We start from the raw sequence: 15,796 nt of genomic DNA on the forward strand, positions 1-15,796 counted from the left end.
CGACTCGGCGCTCGCGTCACCGTCCGCAATTCGGTGCGGTGCCACGACCACCGTAAGGCGCGCAGTGAGGACGAGCGTAATTGTCTCCGCGCGCGGCTGACACTGATACACGTCGAACGATCGGAAGTCCTCCATAAGAGGATGGCCAGGGCGCGAAGAAGACGGCGAAGTTCGATCCCACGCACTCCACGACCTCGCTGTGGGGGAAGCCCGCATTCGAAGAGCGCTCGACTCCTCCTCTGATCTCGACCATGCCGGTTGCGCTCAGCCGTGGGGTGAATCGTTCGGAACTGAAGTTCGGGTAGTCATCGTGGAAGTAGAACGCCGTGCCCATGGGGCCGGTCAGGGTCACGACACCATCGTGCAGTGTTCCGGTGGCGCCGTTCGCGTCGGCGGTATGCCAGTGGACGAAGTCGTCCGCGGTCGGCTCGGATGCGATGGTCAGTGGTGCGGACGTCGTTCCCGGGGGGCCGACGTGTTCGGGGCCGTGCCAGTTGAAGTTCTCGTCGCGCCAGAAGAAGTCGAAGCCATTCTGGTCGAAGCGGCGCGCGACCAGTTCCAGGTTGCCATGGTCGGCGTTGCCGAAGTTGCTTTGGATGAGCGAGACCTCGTCGTAGAGTTCTGACCCGATGAGGGTGGCATAGCGCCAGATCCTGTCGAGGGGCTCTGACGCGTACGGGGAACCGCAGTCTCGCCACAGGTGATGGATGCCGCCGGTCTTGTTGGGGGCGACAAGCTCGATGTTGCCGAAGTGTTTGCCGTTGTCGACGGGGAAGAACACAGTGTCGTCCAAGTCGTAGTCGCCTTGGAACATGCTGGGACGCCCACGGCACGGTCGCAGCACCTGTCCAGGGGCTCCGTCGCCGGTTTCTGGGGTGGTGATACTCAGTCCTTGCTGCCATCCGAGCACGACCCCGCCCGGCGCGCCCAGTACCTGTTTCGGTCCCCACTCGAAGAGTGTCAGCGCCCCCCGATCCGACACCACGGCGACCAGCACCCCGGCCGAGAGGATGTTGCTGTTCTCCCGAAATTGGCTCCAGCTGGCCGCGAAACGGGCGCTGGGCCAGGGCGGCAGGACAACGGCCGCGCCCACGAATTGACGGTCGCTCAGGATCTCCGGGCCAGACGGCAAGGGAGCCTGATGGTTCTTCCATGCCGACAAATCGGGGAGCGCCATGGCCGCCGGTGAAAGCTCAGTGCCGTTGACATCCAATTTGCTTTGGTACGCGAAGCCGCCGCCCGCCAAGGGGCAGATGAGGTGCATCTCACCGCTGAGGTGTTGGTCGAGATCGATCCCCAGGACGCCTTGCTTCAGCTCCGCGCCGCCATAGACCAATGCGGGGACACCAATAGCGCCGGAGAGAACGGTCTCCGCCTGATGCCAGACGAAGCCGCCACCGTTCTCCATCCACCAGTGCTCCACCGTGCCGTTGTCGCGGACGGCCGCCACTTCGAGGTTCTTGACATCGGAGTAGTTGAATGTGCTGTTGTCTGACTCGGTGACCGATGCTCCCAGGTAGTGACCGTGGCCGAAGCGTGTCGGTCCAATCCATCGCGGTGGCACCGGGCCGTTGTCCCGCGCGAAGTACGCCAGCCCGCCGTGGGGCCATGCGACAACGACCTCGAAGTTTCGGTTCCCGCTACGGCGTTGGATCAGGAAACCACCCGCCGGGGATGCATCGGGGCGCTCTGGCCAGTCGAATGTCGAGGGTGTGAAGAAGTCGGCCATCGCGCGATGGTCATTGATGCGCGCCGTGGGCGCTGGGACGCCTATAGGGAGGGGACGCGCATGACGCGTGCAACCCGGCCAAACAAGGGAGCTTCGTGTTCGTCATTGACAACACCACCAGGCGACTCACTTTACGCCGCCGCCGCCGCCACGGCACTTGCTCAATCGCGTAAAGGACCCAGCAGCAAGCACGACAACGAGATCGCCCGCGGTTCCGCGATCCTCCCGTCAGCGAGCCCGCCGGTGCAGGTCAAGACCTTGGCCAAGGGTGGTGAGTCGGAGGATGGACGCATCAGGCTAGACGTGAGCTCCGTAGGAAGGGGGGTCCGGACGCGGGCTGGTTCCGCAGATCGCGACGGTCATGGTTTGAGTTCCACGATCAGGCCGACCATCTCCGTGTCTCCGGTGTTCTGTCCCGTATGCGATGTGGCGTCGATCCAACGAACGTCCCCGAGTCGGCTTGCGCGCTCGGTTGGCGCGTAACCGGGAATGGTGTTGCGGATGCGATAGTCCGACAGGGAAACGGCCACGGAATCCGGATGCTGATGCAACGGCCACGCCTGACCCGGCTGGGTCACGAAACGAAGTACGCGCACACGCTCATTCTCAAAGACGATCTCGTAAACCTCGGGAGCGCCCTCAATGGCATCCATGCAGCCCATTGTCGACCAGCCCGACAACCGAGCATCCGCCCCGCACGTCACGGCTCGATTGCCGGTCCTTCTGCGGGCGGGTGCAGCCACTAATCGCGCGCTCGCCGAGCTTTGGTCGGTACCACCCGGTTCCGGCCGCCGCGAGAGCCGAACCCTGAGCACCGATCGTGAAGAGGAGCGCGGCCGCGGCCCCAAGTACGGCGCCAACGATTGTCAACCACCAGCCGAGCGCGCTTTCAGTTCCCACAATCCGTGCCACTACCGCTTCCACCAGGGGTCTGGCGTGGATGCCCGGGTGCGACCCGGGAGTTCTACGGGCGCGATGACCCGCGAGCGAGCGGGATCGTGTACATCAACCACCGCAACGGCGGAGGCCATCCAATATCCGGCGGCGACCGAAGTCACCGCCCAAATGGCAAGGAGTCAACGACAATGTCCATCCAGAACACTCTCACCACCGACATCCGCACCGACCGCGTCACGGCCGAAGGCGACGAGATCGTCTTCGACGTTCGCGGCGACGGCGCACCCATCGTCCTTCTCCCCGGCACGCCGGGCGATGCCTCGGTCTACTCTCTCGTCGCCGGCCCGCTCGCCACCGACCACACGGTGATCACCTACGATCCGCGCGGGTTCGGACGCAGCACAGGCCGCGAACCGCGCCGCTACGAAATCGGCCAGCAGGCCCGCGATGTCGCTGCCGTCCTGCAAGCGGCCGGGGTGGAACGAGCCACTGTCTTCGGCAACAGCGCAGGAGCCGAGGTCGCACTCGAACTCGGCAAGAACATCCCCGACGTCGTTGCGGGTCTGGTCGTCCACGAGCCACCGGTGATCCGTGTGCTGCCCGATGCGGGCGAACTGCAGACGAAGATCGCCGAGATCTACCGCACGGCGTGGACGGAAGGACCCAAGCAGGGCTTCCTCGACTTCCTTCTGCTCTCGCAGCTGCCGTTCAACGCCGGCAAGCCGTTCACCCAGGCCGAAGTCGAGGCCTTGCGGCCGAACGCCGACGCCATGCCAGGACTCGAGTTCGCCGACTTCTACGTGAAATACCAGATGCTGCCGCTCACGAACTACAAGCCCGACCTGGCCGCGATCGCCGGGAACGGCGTGAACGTCGTCGTCGGTGCCGGCGCTTTGAGCCTCGGCCTGCCGTTCGGTCGCACCTCGCGCCGGATTGCCGACGAGCTCGGGGTGCCGTTCGTGACCTTCCCGGGTCACCACGGCTCGCACACCGACCCCGCCACCGCCGGTGCGTGGACCGAGACGCTTCGCAAGGCGCTTGCCGCGCTGGGCGAGGCCTCAACCAAGGAGAGCTGAAATCTCAGAAGTCGGCGGCTCATGGGCCGCCGTAGAGCAGGCTGAACCGACCGGATGATTCGTACGACTCGACAACGTCGATGCCGTCCGCGATGGCTCGTCAAGGATCGCGGCGTAGGTGATCTTGCAGATTGAAGTAAGCGCTCGAGAGCGGTCCGCGAAGGGACGCACAGGCGCGAACATGGGTTGGTTGGATATCGAGTCACCGCATGCTCGTGGCGATGGCGATCCTCGCCTTCCGGTCAGGGCGCGTCGCGCAGCAAGACGGTGTCACGCCGACGCCGGCGCGTCCTGGCCACACCACCATGTGAACGCCCGCCGCAGGGCAGATGTGTAAGGAGCGGACATGTCGAAAATCGACGAGGCACAGCCGGGTACCCTCACTGAGGAGAGGTCGGCCGTCACCCGGGCTCGCATCGCTGAAGCCTAGACGCGGCTCTTCTCAGAAACGGGGCGGACAGTGAAAACGGGCCCGGTTGTCGTGGACCCGAGCGTGTTCGCATCCGACCTCACCTGGACGTGCGACTCGCTGCAGACCTTGCCACTGTCCTCAGCGACGTGGCACACGGCTCCGACGTTTCCTTCAGAACGTTCATCGATCTGATAGACCTCGCCCACATGTATCAGCAGGCACACGACGCGCAATGCACGTCACCTGGGAAAGTCTGACCATCTCGATTCCGCTCGAAGGCATCAGTGGTCTCTTTCGTCGAGAACGTCGGAGCGGAGCCAAGCGACTCGCCCTGTGAGGTCACGCTGGGGCGCACGGCGACTACCGAGTACGGTGGAGTCCGCGCGAGGTCCTCGCTGGTCGGCGGGTGTCTTCGTGCCGGCCGACCAGGCTCGGGCGCGGGTGGATGCCGCACTCGCCGCCGGAGGCAGACTCGCCGACGACTCGTGCGCTCCTGCCTGGTGGTCGCTCGCGTCGCCCGACAACAAGGGCGTGGACATCGCATCCTGGACCGACACCACCGACTGACACCTGCTCGTGCCGTCGAGTTCCCGGATGCCGCTGTGACTCATCAACGGATCCACCACGGGCGAGCCATCACGCATCGACGTCGAAGACGACGACCTCTTCTGCCCATCGAGAAATCAGCTGTGCGACGGGTTGATGCGCCGGGTGCGGTAGATAGTCGTCTCGCGCTGAACTGCTCGCAAAGTTGACGATGAGCGCCTGTTCGAATCCGCCCTCGAGGCCTTCGGGGCTGGTGCTCGGCCCGCAATGAACGGCTAGAACTCCGGGGTTCGTTCCCGAAAATGTGCCTGCCATGTCGGCGAGGTCTTCCAGCGCGGCCCGGCTGACTTCGGGCTTCCAGCGGATCGCACCGATGATGGTGAGCGGGATGTCGAGAATGCCTCTAATCCGTGGGAGGCGGTCGCGTCGAGTCCGAGGGCGATCGCGATCGTGGCCACGATCGCGTTCACGACGCTTGCGAGCACCGCGACAAGCACGGCGCTCACAGCGATTGCTGGCCAGGGCGGTAGGTGAGAGGCGAGGTCGGCGATGACATGCCCACATGATGGCACGCGCCGTACGGATGACCGGCGTCGCGTGCTGAGTCAGCTGAAGCGGAGACTCCCGCCCGTGGGGACCGACACGGACCCCCTCGCCGGGCAGGTCCGATCACCGAGGTGTGACCGAGGTTGAATACTTTGCTTTCCAGGCGGTAAGTGGGGCCACTATGGTGGTGGCATCCCGGCTATGGGCGTCGGCCACCCCCGAGCGCCCTGCGGTGTGCGGGCCAGGCTCTCTCGGCCACGCTTCCCCCCGCACCCGGCTGACCGAGGGAGCCGTCAGCCTCGCGTCGGCCACCGAAGTCCCGCGGCGGGCTGTGGGACATTCGCCAGAACGGTGTCGGCCAGCGCACGACCACGATCGCTCTGGGTGCGCGGCTTGGTCGACTACGGTCGGTCGGGTGGAGGATGCCGTGACCAGAAGGGTGAACCTGGGGCCGCTGTATCTTGCGGGGTTCACCACTGCGTTTGGCGCGCACGGTGTCGCAGCGGCGATCGGGACCGAGACCGCCGAGCTCGGCCTGTCGTTCCTCGGGCTCGGTGTGATTCTCGCTGTCTACGACATCGCTGAGGTGATTCTGAAGCCCTTGTTCGGCGTGCTGAGCGACCGGGTCGGTGTCAAGCCGGTGATCGTGGGGGGTCTCGCGGTTTTCGCCGGGGCTTGCCTGCTCGGTGTGTTCGCGTCGACACCTGTCCTGCTCGCGCTTGCCCGGTTGGGGCAGGGCGCGGCGGCCGCCGCCTTCTCGCCGGCGTCTTCGGCCGCGGTGGCACGGTTGGCGGGTGCCGGCGCGGCCGGTCGGTATTTCGGTCGGTATGGGTCGTGGAAAGGGCTCGGTTACGCGGCCGGGCCGCTCCTGGGGGCTGGTCTGATCATGTGGGCCGGGCTCCCCGCATTGTTCGTCGCCCTCACGGTGCTTTCCGTGGTCGCGGCGGGATGGGCTGCGTGGGGAATCCCACAGATCACCGTGCTTCCCAAAGCGCGCGCCACACTCGCCGAACTCGTTCGCCAATCCACGGCCCGATCCTTCCTCGGCCCCGTGATCTTGCTCGCTACGGCCACTGCGGTGCTTGGCGTCGCCGTCGGATTCCTCCCGTACTTAGGCACCCAGATCGGGCTGGAACCGCTCGCCAGCATGGCAGCTGTCACCGTCCTCGCACTCATCTCCGCCATCATCCAGCCCGGTATGGGTCGCCGGCACGACACCGCCCCGCACCGATCCCGCATCCTCATGACCTCCGCCGGCGTGCTCCTCACGGCTGGACTGGCCGCCGTCTCAGTCACCCCCGGTCTCGTCACGATCTACATTGCGGCGACCCTCATCGGAGTCGGGGTCGGAGTCATCACCCCGCTGGGATTTGCAGTTCTCGCCGCCGCGACACCACCCAACCGCATGGGACGAACAATGGGAAGCGCCGAACTCGGCCGAGAAGTCGGAGACGCCGGAGGACCCATCCTCGTCGGCGCCATCGCCGCAGCAGCCTCCCTGCCCCTCGCTCTCGCCACGATGGGTCTCGTCTCCCTCCTCGCCACAGGCGTCGGCAGCACCCTGCTACAAAGCCCAAAGCCCAAGCGCCCTAAGCCACGTGAGTCAGATCCTCCGCCCGCCTGAATACAGTCCTCTGGGTCGGCCCTAGCACGATGGATCCCTTTGCGGGCGGTGCACTAATGCGGCACCGTCGCGCGCGCGTCGCGTGCGCACGTTGAGCCTTATTGGGTGAACAACGAACGGGCAGGACCGTCGTCGACACTAACCGATCGTGTCCGCTGCGGAGCGTGAGTTCTCAAGCGTGCGCGGCGTCACTTGGGGGACGCGTGATGTTTGAGCCGGCGCAGCGGGTCGGAGTCGCCCAAACTCAGCGGCGGCAAACGCTCTAGTCCTCCGAAGCGAGTAGGGCTATCTTGACGCCAACGGCGTGAATTCCTGACAACCTCAGTCGACACTTACGCCGGAGTTCGGCACACATTCTGGGGGATTCGTCCATGTCGGATGCTGCACAGCGCACTCACCGGTATCTTCGCGTCGCGCTCGTCGGAATCGTCATTGTCATCCTGGCCGGGGTGGTGATCGAATGGATCCGCTCCGGCGTGCTGCCTCCTTCGATCAGCCACTCCTACTACACGTCGGCCCGAAGCGTCTTCGTCGGATCGCTCGTAGCTGCGTCTCTAGCGCTCACGGTCCTTTCTGGCTCCGACGCCGAGAGCGCCTTCCTCGACATGGCAGCACCATTTGCCCCACTCATCGCGCTGATCCCTGCTGCGCTGGACCCCGCGTCAATAAAGGTAGAGGCAGACGGAGTGATCACCGGCGTAACGGCCTACCTCGTAGCGCTACTGCTCATTCTCATTGCCGGCCTCATACTGTGGCGAACCAAGCAGCTGGAAGGAAACTGGGTCCGAGTCACAATGATCGTTGCACTCGGAGTGTTTCTCGTCGTCCTCGCCCTCATCATCCCAGCATGGGTCAATCCGGATGACCCGAATCTGTGGATCTTCTCGATGCACTACCCTGCGACGATCGCGTTCTTCATCGCATTTGCGACCGTTCCATTCATCAATTTCTTCCGCAAGACGAGCAACATCGAACCGCGCCCCTGGCAGCGGGCGATCTATGCGGGCGTCGTAATAGTCCTTGCCATCGACATCCCTTTGTCACCGATTCTGGGGTTCGCGTTGCCAAACACTCACGCCGTCCTTATCTGCGAGGCCGTCGCACTGCTCGCCTTCGCGCTGTTCTGGCTGGTTCAGACCATCCAACGCTGGAACGAAGAGCCTGGCCTCGTCAAGCTCACGCCGAGGCTTCCTCGGGCGACGGTCGCGTCGGATCCATCGGAGGCCTGACAAGCGAGTTGGCCGCCCCAGCCCGATTACCAACTCAGTTCACAGCGGTAAACGGACAGCGAACGAACTCGCCTCCGATCCGCGTGATCCCGAATGGGCGCGACCGGCCAGGGTGCATGTTCCCTCCCGTCAGCAACTCCAGATCGATCGCCCCACGAATCTGCACTGTCCCCTCCCGACGTCTGCGCCTCGGCGGCATATCGCGTGCTGAGGATCCCTAGCGGGCAATGCCCGTTCGGGGCTTGGCCACGTACGCGTCTATGCGCGTGCGATTGTGATACCTATCGGTGATGTCCGCGGGGCGCGGGCGGTGGGCAGGCTCAGGTGCGAATGTCTCGCCCGACCGCTGGTCGTCATGAGCTATTTTGCGGTGGATCTCGGTTGTGTCTCGGTGGTGGGGGAGCCGCCGAGTGACAGTGTGCTGCCGACTCGGGCATATAGACAGCGTGCGCCGAAGACCTTCTTCAGTGCGATCAGCGTCGGTTCGCCGGTGCAGTGGCCCGGCGCGATGTACTTGACGTGGTACGTGTCGTGCAACAGGGCAACGGTGGAGGCGATCTCGAGGTCGCCGGCGACCAGCAGATGCAGGCCACCGACCACGCAGAGAATCTCAGAGTTGATCGGCCGGGCGGCCTCCACGATGTTCGCGATCCCCGGGTGCGAACATCCCACCACGAGGACAATGCCATCGGGCGTGTCCAAGGCGAGGGAGAGCTCGCGAAGCTCAACGGTCCCGGGCCGGTCAGAGACCAGCGCGATCAGTGTGATTCCCGGGGCGATCTCGGTGATCGCGCTGACCAGGTGGAAGTCGGCACGGGGCCACGCGCTGCCGGTTTTCCATATCCCGTCGCGATTCCCGTCGAAATAGCGTTCATGCGGCGCCAACGAATTGTCAGCCCTGGGGAAGGTGGCATCCAACTGGGAGCCAAAGACACCGAATGGCTCGTCGGGCGCCCATACCGTGAGCGTGGGATTCACTGTCAGCAGGTGTGCCAGGCCGCCCATATGATCACCGTGTCGATGAGAGATCACCGCGAAGTCGAGGTTCTGCAGATCGATGCGTTTGGCCGCCGCGTTCGCGCCCAGAACCTCACCATTGTGCCCGTGTCGAAAAGTATGCGCCGATCGGCAGCCTCGATCAGGGTCGAGTAGCCCCAATCCTTGACCATCGCCGCGTCTGCGCCGAACGCGTCATTCAACACCGTGATCCGCAACCGCCGTTCAGCGTTCCCGTCTCCGAGCCTCATTGACCGCTCTCCTCTCGGTGCGGCGAACAGGGTACACCTCCCGCAAGCAGGATCGATCAGCGTCGTCCCATGCGGCCGCGGTCCGACCGCCCCAACGGATCCCTATTCGAGCAATGCGCGCGAGGGTAGCGGTCGAGGGCTGTCGCCCCGCCCCGCGGATCCCCTAGCGAGCACTAGGCTCAAGGCGCCTGTCTCGTTGATGTGCCGCCTCAAGTGCGACTGATTGGGTTTCGACTCGTTTCTCGATGCAATGTCCGGCGTGCGAGCGCTTACGGGTCGCGCCTCCGCGAGGCTGTGGGAGCCGTCAACCTAGACTTCGTGCGTGAGTCAACACCAAACGCGCAATGCCCGCATTGAGCACCGGTGGCCGGCGGTCTTCGCGCTGGTTGTCGCGCTCGCCCTTTACGGCGCATTGCCGAACGATCTCATAACGGTCCAGCGGTACGTGACCGTCGCGATCGGCATCCTGCTGCTGATCCCGCTCATCATCATCAACCCGCACCGCTTCAAGAAGCAGACCACGTGGTCGCGCGTTGCCTCGCTCACCCTCGCCATCATCGTGGTGCTCTCCAACCAGATAACTCTGGTCTCGCTCGTCTTCGTACTCGTCGACGGGACCGGCGACGGGCCATCGTTGCTGCAATCGGCGCTCCAAGTCTGGGTGGTGAATGTGATCGGCTTCGCACTGCTGTTCTGGGAGATCGATCGGGGTGGACCCGTCGTGCGCACGATGGCGGAACGCTCGGACCTTCCGGCCGCCGATTTCCGTTTTCCGCAGGACGAGGATGACGACACCATCGTCGAAGTAGCAGCCGGCTCATCGCTGAAGTCGGACTGGACAGCGGGCTTCGTCGACTACTTCTACTTCTCACTGTCCAACTCGATGGCGTTCAGCCCCACCGACACCATGCCTCTCACCGCTCGATCGAAACTGCTCATGTCGCTGGAGTCCTTCGGAGGGTTCGTCCTCCTCGCCCTGGTCATCGCACGGGGCGTCAGCCTCATCGGATAACTCAAAACCGCGTTCGGTCACGCACTGGGGAATAATGCACACCTACGACGGTAGGTGCTGCATCGCTGACGATCCCCATGCGGGCGGTCTATCGACCGGCTGTGCACGAAGTGGGAAGGCCTTTCATCCGACGCTGTCCTTGCGCGAGCGTCGTCATGCACCAGGCCAGCCAGGAAGCGCTCCGAATCACCGCTGAGCTCAACAGCAGCTACCACTCGCCCGAGCGGGTTCGAAACCTGCTCGCCGAACTGACCGGGACGCCCATCGATGAGTCGGTGACGGTGTTCCCGCCGTTTTACGCGGACTTCGGGAAGAACATCAAGGTCGGCAAGCGGGTCTTCATCAACGCCGGATGCAAGTTTCAGGACCAGGGCGGCATCGTCATCGGCGACGACTGCCTCATCGGACACAACACGGTGCTGGCGACGCTGAATCATGACCTCGACCCGAGCAAGCGCGGCGACCTGCATCCCGCCCGGATCATCATCGGCAGAAACGTCTGGATAGGAGCGAACGTCACAGTCCTGCCAGGCATCACGATCGGTGACAACGCTGTCGTCGCAGCGGCAGCCGTCGTCACCAAAGACGTCCCCGAGAACACAATCGTCGTCGGCTCGCCGGCTCGCGCAGTTCGCACCGTCACGTCCTGAATCCCACCATCCCGGATGCCCGCGGCGACCCCTGTCTGAGCGTCCCTCGCCGCCCAAACCGGTCCGTGACCGTTCGAAGGAAGGTGGCTCGATGGCCCACGGATTAACGTGTGTGCCAACAACCGCCGCGTTATCGAGTGCTCTCAACGAACCGCAGCTCCCTCATCACCGTGCTCGCAGAGAGCGGGTGTCGCGAGTTGCCTCACCGCGATGAAGGACGGCCTTCAATCCTCAGCGTTGGAGCGCTGCTGCGATCTGTCGTCCGCTGCGGATGGGATCGCCGACTCCCGCTTCGTAATGGGTGCGGCGTGCAGTGCGTGCTGCAGTCGATGGTGTCGCTGGCGGGCGAAGTCTTGGGCGCGTGGACCCGCTGCGAGGGCCCGGGAAGAGATGGCGAGCACGATTCGGGTCGCGGTGATGACAGGAAGGCGGGTTCGTCGTAGACCGAGCAGCTTGCGATATTGCCTGGGCAGGCTCGCGACAGCAGCGGCGAACAGCACGCGGTAAGCGAATCGCATCGATCCGGTGAAGGGGACGTCGCGGAGGTACTGCACGACCTCGGCGACGCGCGCGTCGTACCGGAGCTCACCGCGGTCGCGGTACGCATCCATCCGCGACCTCAGATCGGCCTCGGTCTCGGGCGGACTCGGTACTCGCATCAGTCGACCCGCCTGCGCCCACTCGCGCACGTACGCGTCTGCGCCGCCCGGGATCGGGCCGCCCCAGCGCTGGTGGGCGCCGAGGAATGCCTCCGTAAAGGCAAGGTGGACCCATTCCAGAAGCGACGCGTCCGACGCCGAGTACGTGCGGCGTCCGGTATCCGTCGAGTAGGTGCCGGCAACCCGCTGATGAAGGCGACCCACGCGGGCCGTCTCCGTGTGAGCTTGCTTGGTTGACCCGTAGGTGACGCAGATGACCCAGCGCACCGTGCCGGTGAGGCGTCCGATGGGGTCCTCCCGATAGCGCGAGAAGTCATGGATGCCTGCCATCGCGCCCGGGTGCAGAGCCTGGATGAGGAGCGCCCGTATCCCCGCGACGAATGTCGCCGTGCCGGCATGAACCGTCCAGACGGCGCCGCCGTCGGCGAAGTAGCCGCCATCGTCACCCTCAGCCAAGGCTCGCACCCATGAGGGCGTGCCGTCCGGATCACCCGCCAGCGCCGTGAGTAGTCGCGCGCGTAAGGGAAGTCGGGTCACTGCTCAAGCGTGCCACGGCCCAGTGGGGGTAGGCGCGACGAGCGGTTCGGAACACGGTCCATGAACGCGCATGACGATTGTGCTCGACTCGGCATATAACGTCTAGGATCGCAGCCGTCCCTGGGAGCACGGTGGTGGCGCAGGCGATGGGAAACTCAGCTGGCGAAGATGGCTTGCGAGTAGCCGCGGGTTTAGATCGCCGGGCTCTGGCGCCGCTACTTCTCGAAGTCGACCAACCTCTCCATACACAGCCACCGACGTCGCCCACGTCGAGGACGACCTCAACCACCGGCCACGATTCACACCCTCGGCGACGGAGCCCCGGCGGACCTGTTCACCACCCTGCTAGCCTCCCAGAATCACCCCTGTTGCGATGACTGCCGGAATACAAGATATGAGGGTGCGACCATGACGCCGCTTGATACGACAGATGTCGATCTCAGTGGGCAGGTTGCCATCGTTACCGGTGGTGGACGCGGTCTGGGACGGGTAATGGCTCAGGCATTGAGCGCCGCCAAAGCGAAAGTAGCGGTGGTCGCCCGCACCGAGGCAGAGCTCGCCGAAACGGTTGATTTGATAGAGAAGGTCGGGGGACGAGTTCTTGCCGTCTCTGCGGATGTTACCGACCACAGAGCGGTAGAGAAGATGGTTGCAACCGTACAGCGAGAACTCGGCGAAATTGGTGTCCTGATCAACAACGCAGGTGTGACCGGCAGGCCCGCCCCCATCTGGGAATCGGATCCCGAAGATTGGCGGCATACGGTCGACGTGAACCTGAATGGCACGTTTCTATGCAGCACAGCAGTTGGCAGAACGATGCTCAAGCAAAACACGGGCCGAATCATCAATGTCGCTAGCGGGGCCGCATTGGGCCCCATGATGAATGGCAGCGCATACGCTACGTCCAAGGCCGCCGTCTTACGCTTGACCGAATGTCTTGCGGCTGATGGCCGTGCGCACGGCCTTATGGCCTTCGCCATCGACCCGGGCTCGGTGCGTACAGCCATGACGGAATATCTGATTGAATCGGTAGAGGGTCGAACCTATCTTCCGTGGTATCGGGAATACATTCTGGCGGGCGAGGATGTACCAGCAGAACTTTCGGCGAATTTGGTCACTTTCATCGCATCGGGGAGATTGGACGCGATGTCGGGGTGCCTTATACGGGTAACCGATGATGTGGAACGGATGGCTCTTCGCGCGGAGCAGATCAGCAAGGATGATTTGTATACGCTGCGACTTAGAACGCTGTAGTCGGTCAGCCTCGAAGGGCGCCCTCCAGCGGCGGTGACCGTCATTCAGCGTCTGTCGCTGGCGATCGGACCCCCGACCGCCCACGTGACAATCGGCGCGACAAACACGGCGACTCAGGATTCCTCATGCCGCGCCGGACCCGCCACCAATTGGTCGCCGGTGCGATGAGCGCCAGCCGATCAAAGGCTCCCGCTCTGGGCGCAGCAGCTCGGGTCGAGGCAGGGACTGCCGCGGTGTGACGCTCGTGGAGATCGCCATCGATTCAGCGGACGCGGGATATGCCATAGACGGATGCCCGCAAGTGATTCCGACCCATCGCAATCAGGGTGTAGGCGAGACCTGAATCCGCCGCTTCCGAGGAGTGAGCGCGCTGTTGTAAAACAGTCTTGCGAACGGCGACTCTACACCCCGAAGTCGGCTCGGGTCTTCGCCCACAAGCCGGTCGCTGTCGGGGCCGGCGCACAGTAGTCGCGGCGGCACCGGCTCGGCGCTCGAAAGTAGGATTCCGGCATGGACGAGTGGAAGCTATTCGGCGGTTTCCGGTCGATCTCCAAGCCGACGGATCGATCAGGGCTGCGAATGGCCGCAGCTATCGACAATCAGCGGAGCGGGTGAAGCGGGCCAACGGGAAAGCGGCGATCGAGTCCGGCGCCCCCATCGTGACTGATGTGTACCCCGAAGGAATGTATCTCTTCGAGGACGAAGCAGCACGGCGGGCGTGGCCCACCCTCTTGCCCAGACTCATCGTGGGCAAACCACCGCCGGTGAGAGACCTGCGATGGGTCGGCCACATCTGGACCGCCGAAGACGGCTCAAAGATGCTCTTCTTCAACGGCTCCCACTGACAAATGATGAGTCGCACAAGGCGGTCGTTCACTGCAACAGCATGAGCCGCGAATTCGATTGTGGCGAGTCCGTCGCTGATCGTCGCACTGCGGATCCCTGTCAGGGCGGACCGGGTTGCGCGAGAAGGAGCCGATCGCCTCGCTGGCCCGGATCCGGCGGTGGGACGGCAAGACCTGGTTCGGGATCAACCTGGCGCCCGACGCCGCGGGCGTCACGATCCGGGTCGGCGACGAGGTCGAGGTGCTCGAGGCGGTGCCGCCCGGCGGCGGACCGATCCGCCCCGTGTCCTGATCAGGCGCGGCGCGCCCGGCGCTCGCGCGCCGCCGCCACGGCATGCTTGATCCGGCGCTGTTTCTCGGGCTTGCGGGCCTCGTCGTACAGCTTCTTGGCGACGCCGATGTGGGCCCCGGTGCGCATGATCTTCATGATCCGGCGGTACCCGTCGTCGCCCGGCTCGTTCGGCTCAGGACCCGACGATGTCCTGCTGCACCCCGTCGTCGCGCGCGGCCACCCGGGCCCGGTTCTCCTCGCGGCGGTCGACGAACTTGGTCGCCTGGGCGTCGAGCCCCTGGAGGAATGCCGCCAGCTGCTCGCGGGCCTGCTCGCCCTCCGGTCCGAAGTCCGTGCGGTCCAGGACGTCCCAGTGCCGCAGCACCGGCATGATCACGTCGTCGTGGTGGAGGCGCAGGTCGTAGATCCCGGCCTTCGCGATCATCATCGAGCTGCGCCGGAAGCCCGCCATCGTGGCTCCCGGCATCTCGAAGCCGATGACCTCCTTGGCGATCGCCTGCATCGTCGCGTCGGGCGCGATATCCAGCGCCGCGGAGACGATGTTGCGGTAGAAGATCATGTGGAGGTTCTCATCCTTGGAGATCCGGGCGAGCATCCGGTCCGCGATCGGGTCTCCGGTGACCTTGCCGGTGTTGCGGTGCGAGACCCGGGTCGCGAGCTCCTGGAAGGACACGTAGGCCACCGCCTCGAGCACGGTCTTGTCGCCGGAGTCGTAGCCCGAGGTCATGTAGTCCATCCGGGCCCGCTCGAGCTCGACCGGGTCGACGCCGCGGGTGACGACGAGGTAGTCGCGCATCGCGATGCCGTGCCGGTTCTCCTCCGCGGTCCAGCGGCCCACCCAGGTGCCCCACGCGCCGTCGCGGCCGAACCGGGCCGCGATCTCGCGGTGGTAGGACGGCAGGTTGTCCTCGGTGAGCAGGTTGGTGAACATCGCGGCCTTGGCCGTCTCGGAGAGCTGCGACTGCTCGGGCGCCCAGTCCTCGCCGCCGAGGAACGCGAAGTCGCGGCCCCGGCTCCACGGGACGTAGTCGTGGGGATGCCACTCCTGCGCCATCGAGAGGTGGCGGTCGAGGTTCTCGGCCACCACCGGCTCGAGCTCCTCGAGGAGGTTGGTCGGCGTGCTCGTCATGGCTGCTCCCTCGGTCGCACTAGCCCCGTGACCGAGGCTACCGGCACCTGGGCCCGGTGCGCCCGGGGGCCGCGCGGCCGCCTACTTCTTGACCCGGAAGGTGGTGCTCGCG

At 64.8% G+C, this 15,796-nt stretch carries 16 protein-coding genes; 9 read left to right on the top strand and 7 right to left on the bottom strand.

All coding sequences use genetic code 11. From position 1 onward, the window contains the following. Positions 1–16 precede the first annotated feature (16 nt). Complete coding sequence (locus ABD212_RS17200) at positions 17–1,729, bottom strand: hypothetical protein (RefSeq protein WP_344097004.1); 1,713 nt, start codon at positions 1,727–1,729, stop codon at positions 17–19. Between the two features lie 359 nt (positions 1,730–2,088). Then, on the bottom strand, positions 2,089–2,382 hold the full coding sequence (locus ABD212_RS17205; RefSeq protein WP_344097006.1) for a cytoplasmic protein: 294 nt from the start codon (positions 2,380–2,382) through the stop codon (positions 2,089–2,091). A gap of 432 nt (positions 2,383–2,814) precedes the next feature. On the opposite strand from ABD212_RS17205, the gene ABD212_RS17210 reads away from it, so the two are divergent. Together ABD212_RS17210 and ABD212_RS17215 are read left to right on the top strand one after the other, a co-directional pair. Then, positions 2,815–3,702, top strand: coding sequence for an alpha/beta fold hydrolase (locus ABD212_RS17210; RefSeq protein ID WP_344097008.1), 888 nt, complete (start codon positions 2,815–2,817; stop codon positions 3,700–3,702). 826 nt (positions 3,703–4,528) lie between these two features. Continuing rightward, positions 4,529–4,681, top strand: coding sequence for a hypothetical protein (locus tag ABD212_RS17215; protein WP_344097142.1), 153 nt, complete (start codon positions 4,529–4,531; stop codon positions 4,679–4,681). A 69-nt stretch (positions 4,682–4,750) separates the two neighbouring features. On the opposite strand, the gene ABD212_RS19040 is transcribed toward ABD212_RS17215, so the two are convergent. Further along, a complete protein-coding gene (locus ABD212_RS19040) occupies positions 4,751–5,224 on the bottom strand; it encodes a Dabb family protein (protein ID WP_425561292.1) in 474 nt (157 codons plus the stop codon). A 409-nt stretch (positions 5,225–5,633) separates the two neighbouring features. On the opposite strand from ABD212_RS19040, the gene ABD212_RS17220 reads away from it, so the two are divergent. Further along, positions 5,634–6,830, top strand: coding sequence for an MFS transporter (locus ABD212_RS17220; RefSeq protein ID WP_344097010.1), 1,197 nt, complete (start codon positions 5,634–5,636; stop codon positions 6,828–6,830). 371 nt (positions 6,831–7,201) lie between these two features. After that, the gene (locus ABD212_RS17225) at positions 7,202–8,059 is read left to right on the top strand and encodes a hypothetical protein (protein ID WP_344097012.1); all 858 of its coding nucleotides are present in this window, start codon (positions 7,202–7,204) and stop codon (positions 8,057–8,059) included. A gap of 360 nt (positions 8,060–8,419) precedes the next feature. Here the strand turns inward: ABD212_RS17225 and ABD212_RS17230 are convergent, their stop codons facing one another. Next, the gene (locus tag ABD212_RS17230; protein WP_344097015.1) at positions 8,420–9,217 is read right to left on the bottom strand and encodes an MBL fold metallo-hydrolase; all 798 of its coding nucleotides are present in this window, start codon (positions 9,215–9,217) and stop codon (positions 8,420–8,422) included. 411 nt (positions 9,218–9,628) lie between these two features. On the opposite strand from ABD212_RS17230, the gene ABD212_RS17235 reads away from it, so the two are divergent. After that, positions 9,629–10,318: a hypothetical protein gene (locus ABD212_RS17235; RefSeq protein ID WP_344097017.1), complete on the top strand. Its 690-nt coding sequence runs from the start codon at positions 9,629–9,631 to the stop codon at positions 10,316–10,318. A 155-nt stretch (positions 10,319–10,473) separates the two neighbouring features. After that, complete coding sequence (locus ABD212_RS17240) at positions 10,474–10,968, top strand: DapH/DapD/GlmU-related protein (protein WP_344097019.1); 495 nt, start codon at positions 10,474–10,476, stop codon at positions 10,966–10,968. 224 nt (positions 10,969–11,192) lie between these two features. Here the strand turns inward: ABD212_RS17240 and ABD212_RS17245 are convergent, their stop codons facing one another. Continuing rightward, positions 11,193–12,092: an oxygenase MpaB family protein gene (locus tag ABD212_RS17245; RefSeq protein WP_425561295.1), complete on the bottom strand. Its 900-nt coding sequence runs from the start codon at positions 12,090–12,092 to the stop codon at positions 11,193–11,195. A 480-nt stretch (positions 12,093–12,572) separates the two neighbouring features. On the opposite strand from ABD212_RS17245, the gene ABD212_RS17250 reads away from it, so the two are divergent. From ABD212_RS17250 to ABD212_RS17260, 3 genes are all read left to right on the top strand, one after another. After that, positions 12,573–13,418 carry an SDR family NAD(P)-dependent oxidoreductase gene (locus tag ABD212_RS17250; protein ID WP_344097022.1) on the top strand — a complete coding sequence of 282 codons (846 nt, stop codon included), beginning with the start codon at positions 12,573–12,575 and terminating at the stop codon, positions 13,416–13,418. Positions 13,419–14,101: 683 nt separating this feature from the next. Further along, complete coding sequence (locus ABD212_RS17255) at positions 14,102–14,263, top strand: hypothetical protein (RefSeq protein ID WP_344097023.1); 162 nt, start codon at positions 14,102–14,104, stop codon at positions 14,261–14,263. A 115-nt stretch (positions 14,264–14,378) separates the two neighbouring features. Next, positions 14,379–14,555, top strand: coding sequence for a hypothetical protein (locus tag ABD212_RS17260; RefSeq protein WP_344097025.1), 177 nt, complete (start codon positions 14,379–14,381; stop codon positions 14,553–14,555). Here the strand turns inward: ABD212_RS17260 and ABD212_RS17265 are convergent, their stop codons facing one another. Together ABD212_RS17265 and ABD212_RS17270 are read right to left on the bottom strand one after the other, a co-directional pair. Next, positions 14,556–14,690 carry a hypothetical protein gene (locus ABD212_RS17265; RefSeq protein ID WP_344097028.1) on the bottom strand — a complete coding sequence of 45 codons (135 nt, stop codon included), beginning with the start codon at positions 14,688–14,690 and terminating at the stop codon, positions 14,556–14,558. A gap of 37 nt (positions 14,691–14,727) precedes the next feature. Continuing rightward, positions 14,728–15,684 carry an acyl-ACP desaturase gene (locus ABD212_RS17270; protein WP_344097030.1) on the bottom strand — a complete coding sequence of 319 codons (957 nt, stop codon included), beginning with the start codon at positions 15,682–15,684 and terminating at the stop codon, positions 14,728–14,730. Between the last annotated feature and the right edge of the window lie 112 nt (positions 15,685–15,796).

Source organism: Microbacterium deminutum, from assembly GCF_039530205.1.
Lineage (GTDB): Bacteria > Actinomycetota > Actinomycetes > Actinomycetales > Microbacteriaceae > Microbacterium > Microbacterium deminutum.

Coding starts and splice junctions, on each gene's coding strand:
- ABD212_RS17200 (WP_344097004.1), bottom strand. CDS start 1,729: ATGGCCGACTTCTTCACACCCTCGACATTCGACTGGCCAGAGCGCCCC.
- ABD212_RS17205 (WP_344097006.1), bottom strand. CDS start 2,382: ATGGATGCCATTGAGGGCGCTCCCGAGGTTTACGAGATCGTCTTTGAG.
- ABD212_RS17210 (WP_344097008.1), top strand. CDS start 2,815: ATGTCCATCCAGAACACTCTCACCACCGACATCCGCACCGACCGCGTC.
- ABD212_RS19040 (WP_425561292.1), bottom strand. CDS start 5,224: ATGTGGGCATGTCATCGCCGACCTCGCCTCTCACCTACCGCCCTGGCC.
- ABD212_RS17225 (WP_344097012.1), top strand. CDS start 7,202: ATGTCGGATGCTGCACAGCGCACTCACCGGTATCTTCGCGTCGCGCTC.
- ABD212_RS17240 (WP_344097019.1), top strand. CDS start 10,474: ATGCACCAGGCCAGCCAGGAAGCGCTCCGAATCACCGCTGAGCTCAAC.
- ABD212_RS17250 (WP_344097022.1), top strand. CDS start 12,573: ATGACGCCGCTTGATACGACAGATGTCGATCTCAGTGGGCAGGTTGCC.
- ABD212_RS17255 (WP_344097023.1), top strand. CDS start 14,102: ATGTATCTCTTCGAGGACGAAGCAGCACGGCGGGCGTGGCCCACCCTC.
- ABD212_RS17265 (WP_344097028.1), bottom strand. CDS start 14,690: ATGAAGATCATGCGCACCGGGGCCCACATCGGCGTCGCCAAGAAGCTG.
- ABD212_RS17270 (WP_344097030.1), bottom strand. CDS start 15,684: ATGACGAGCACGCCGACCAACCTCCTCGAGGAGCTCGAGCCGGTGGTG.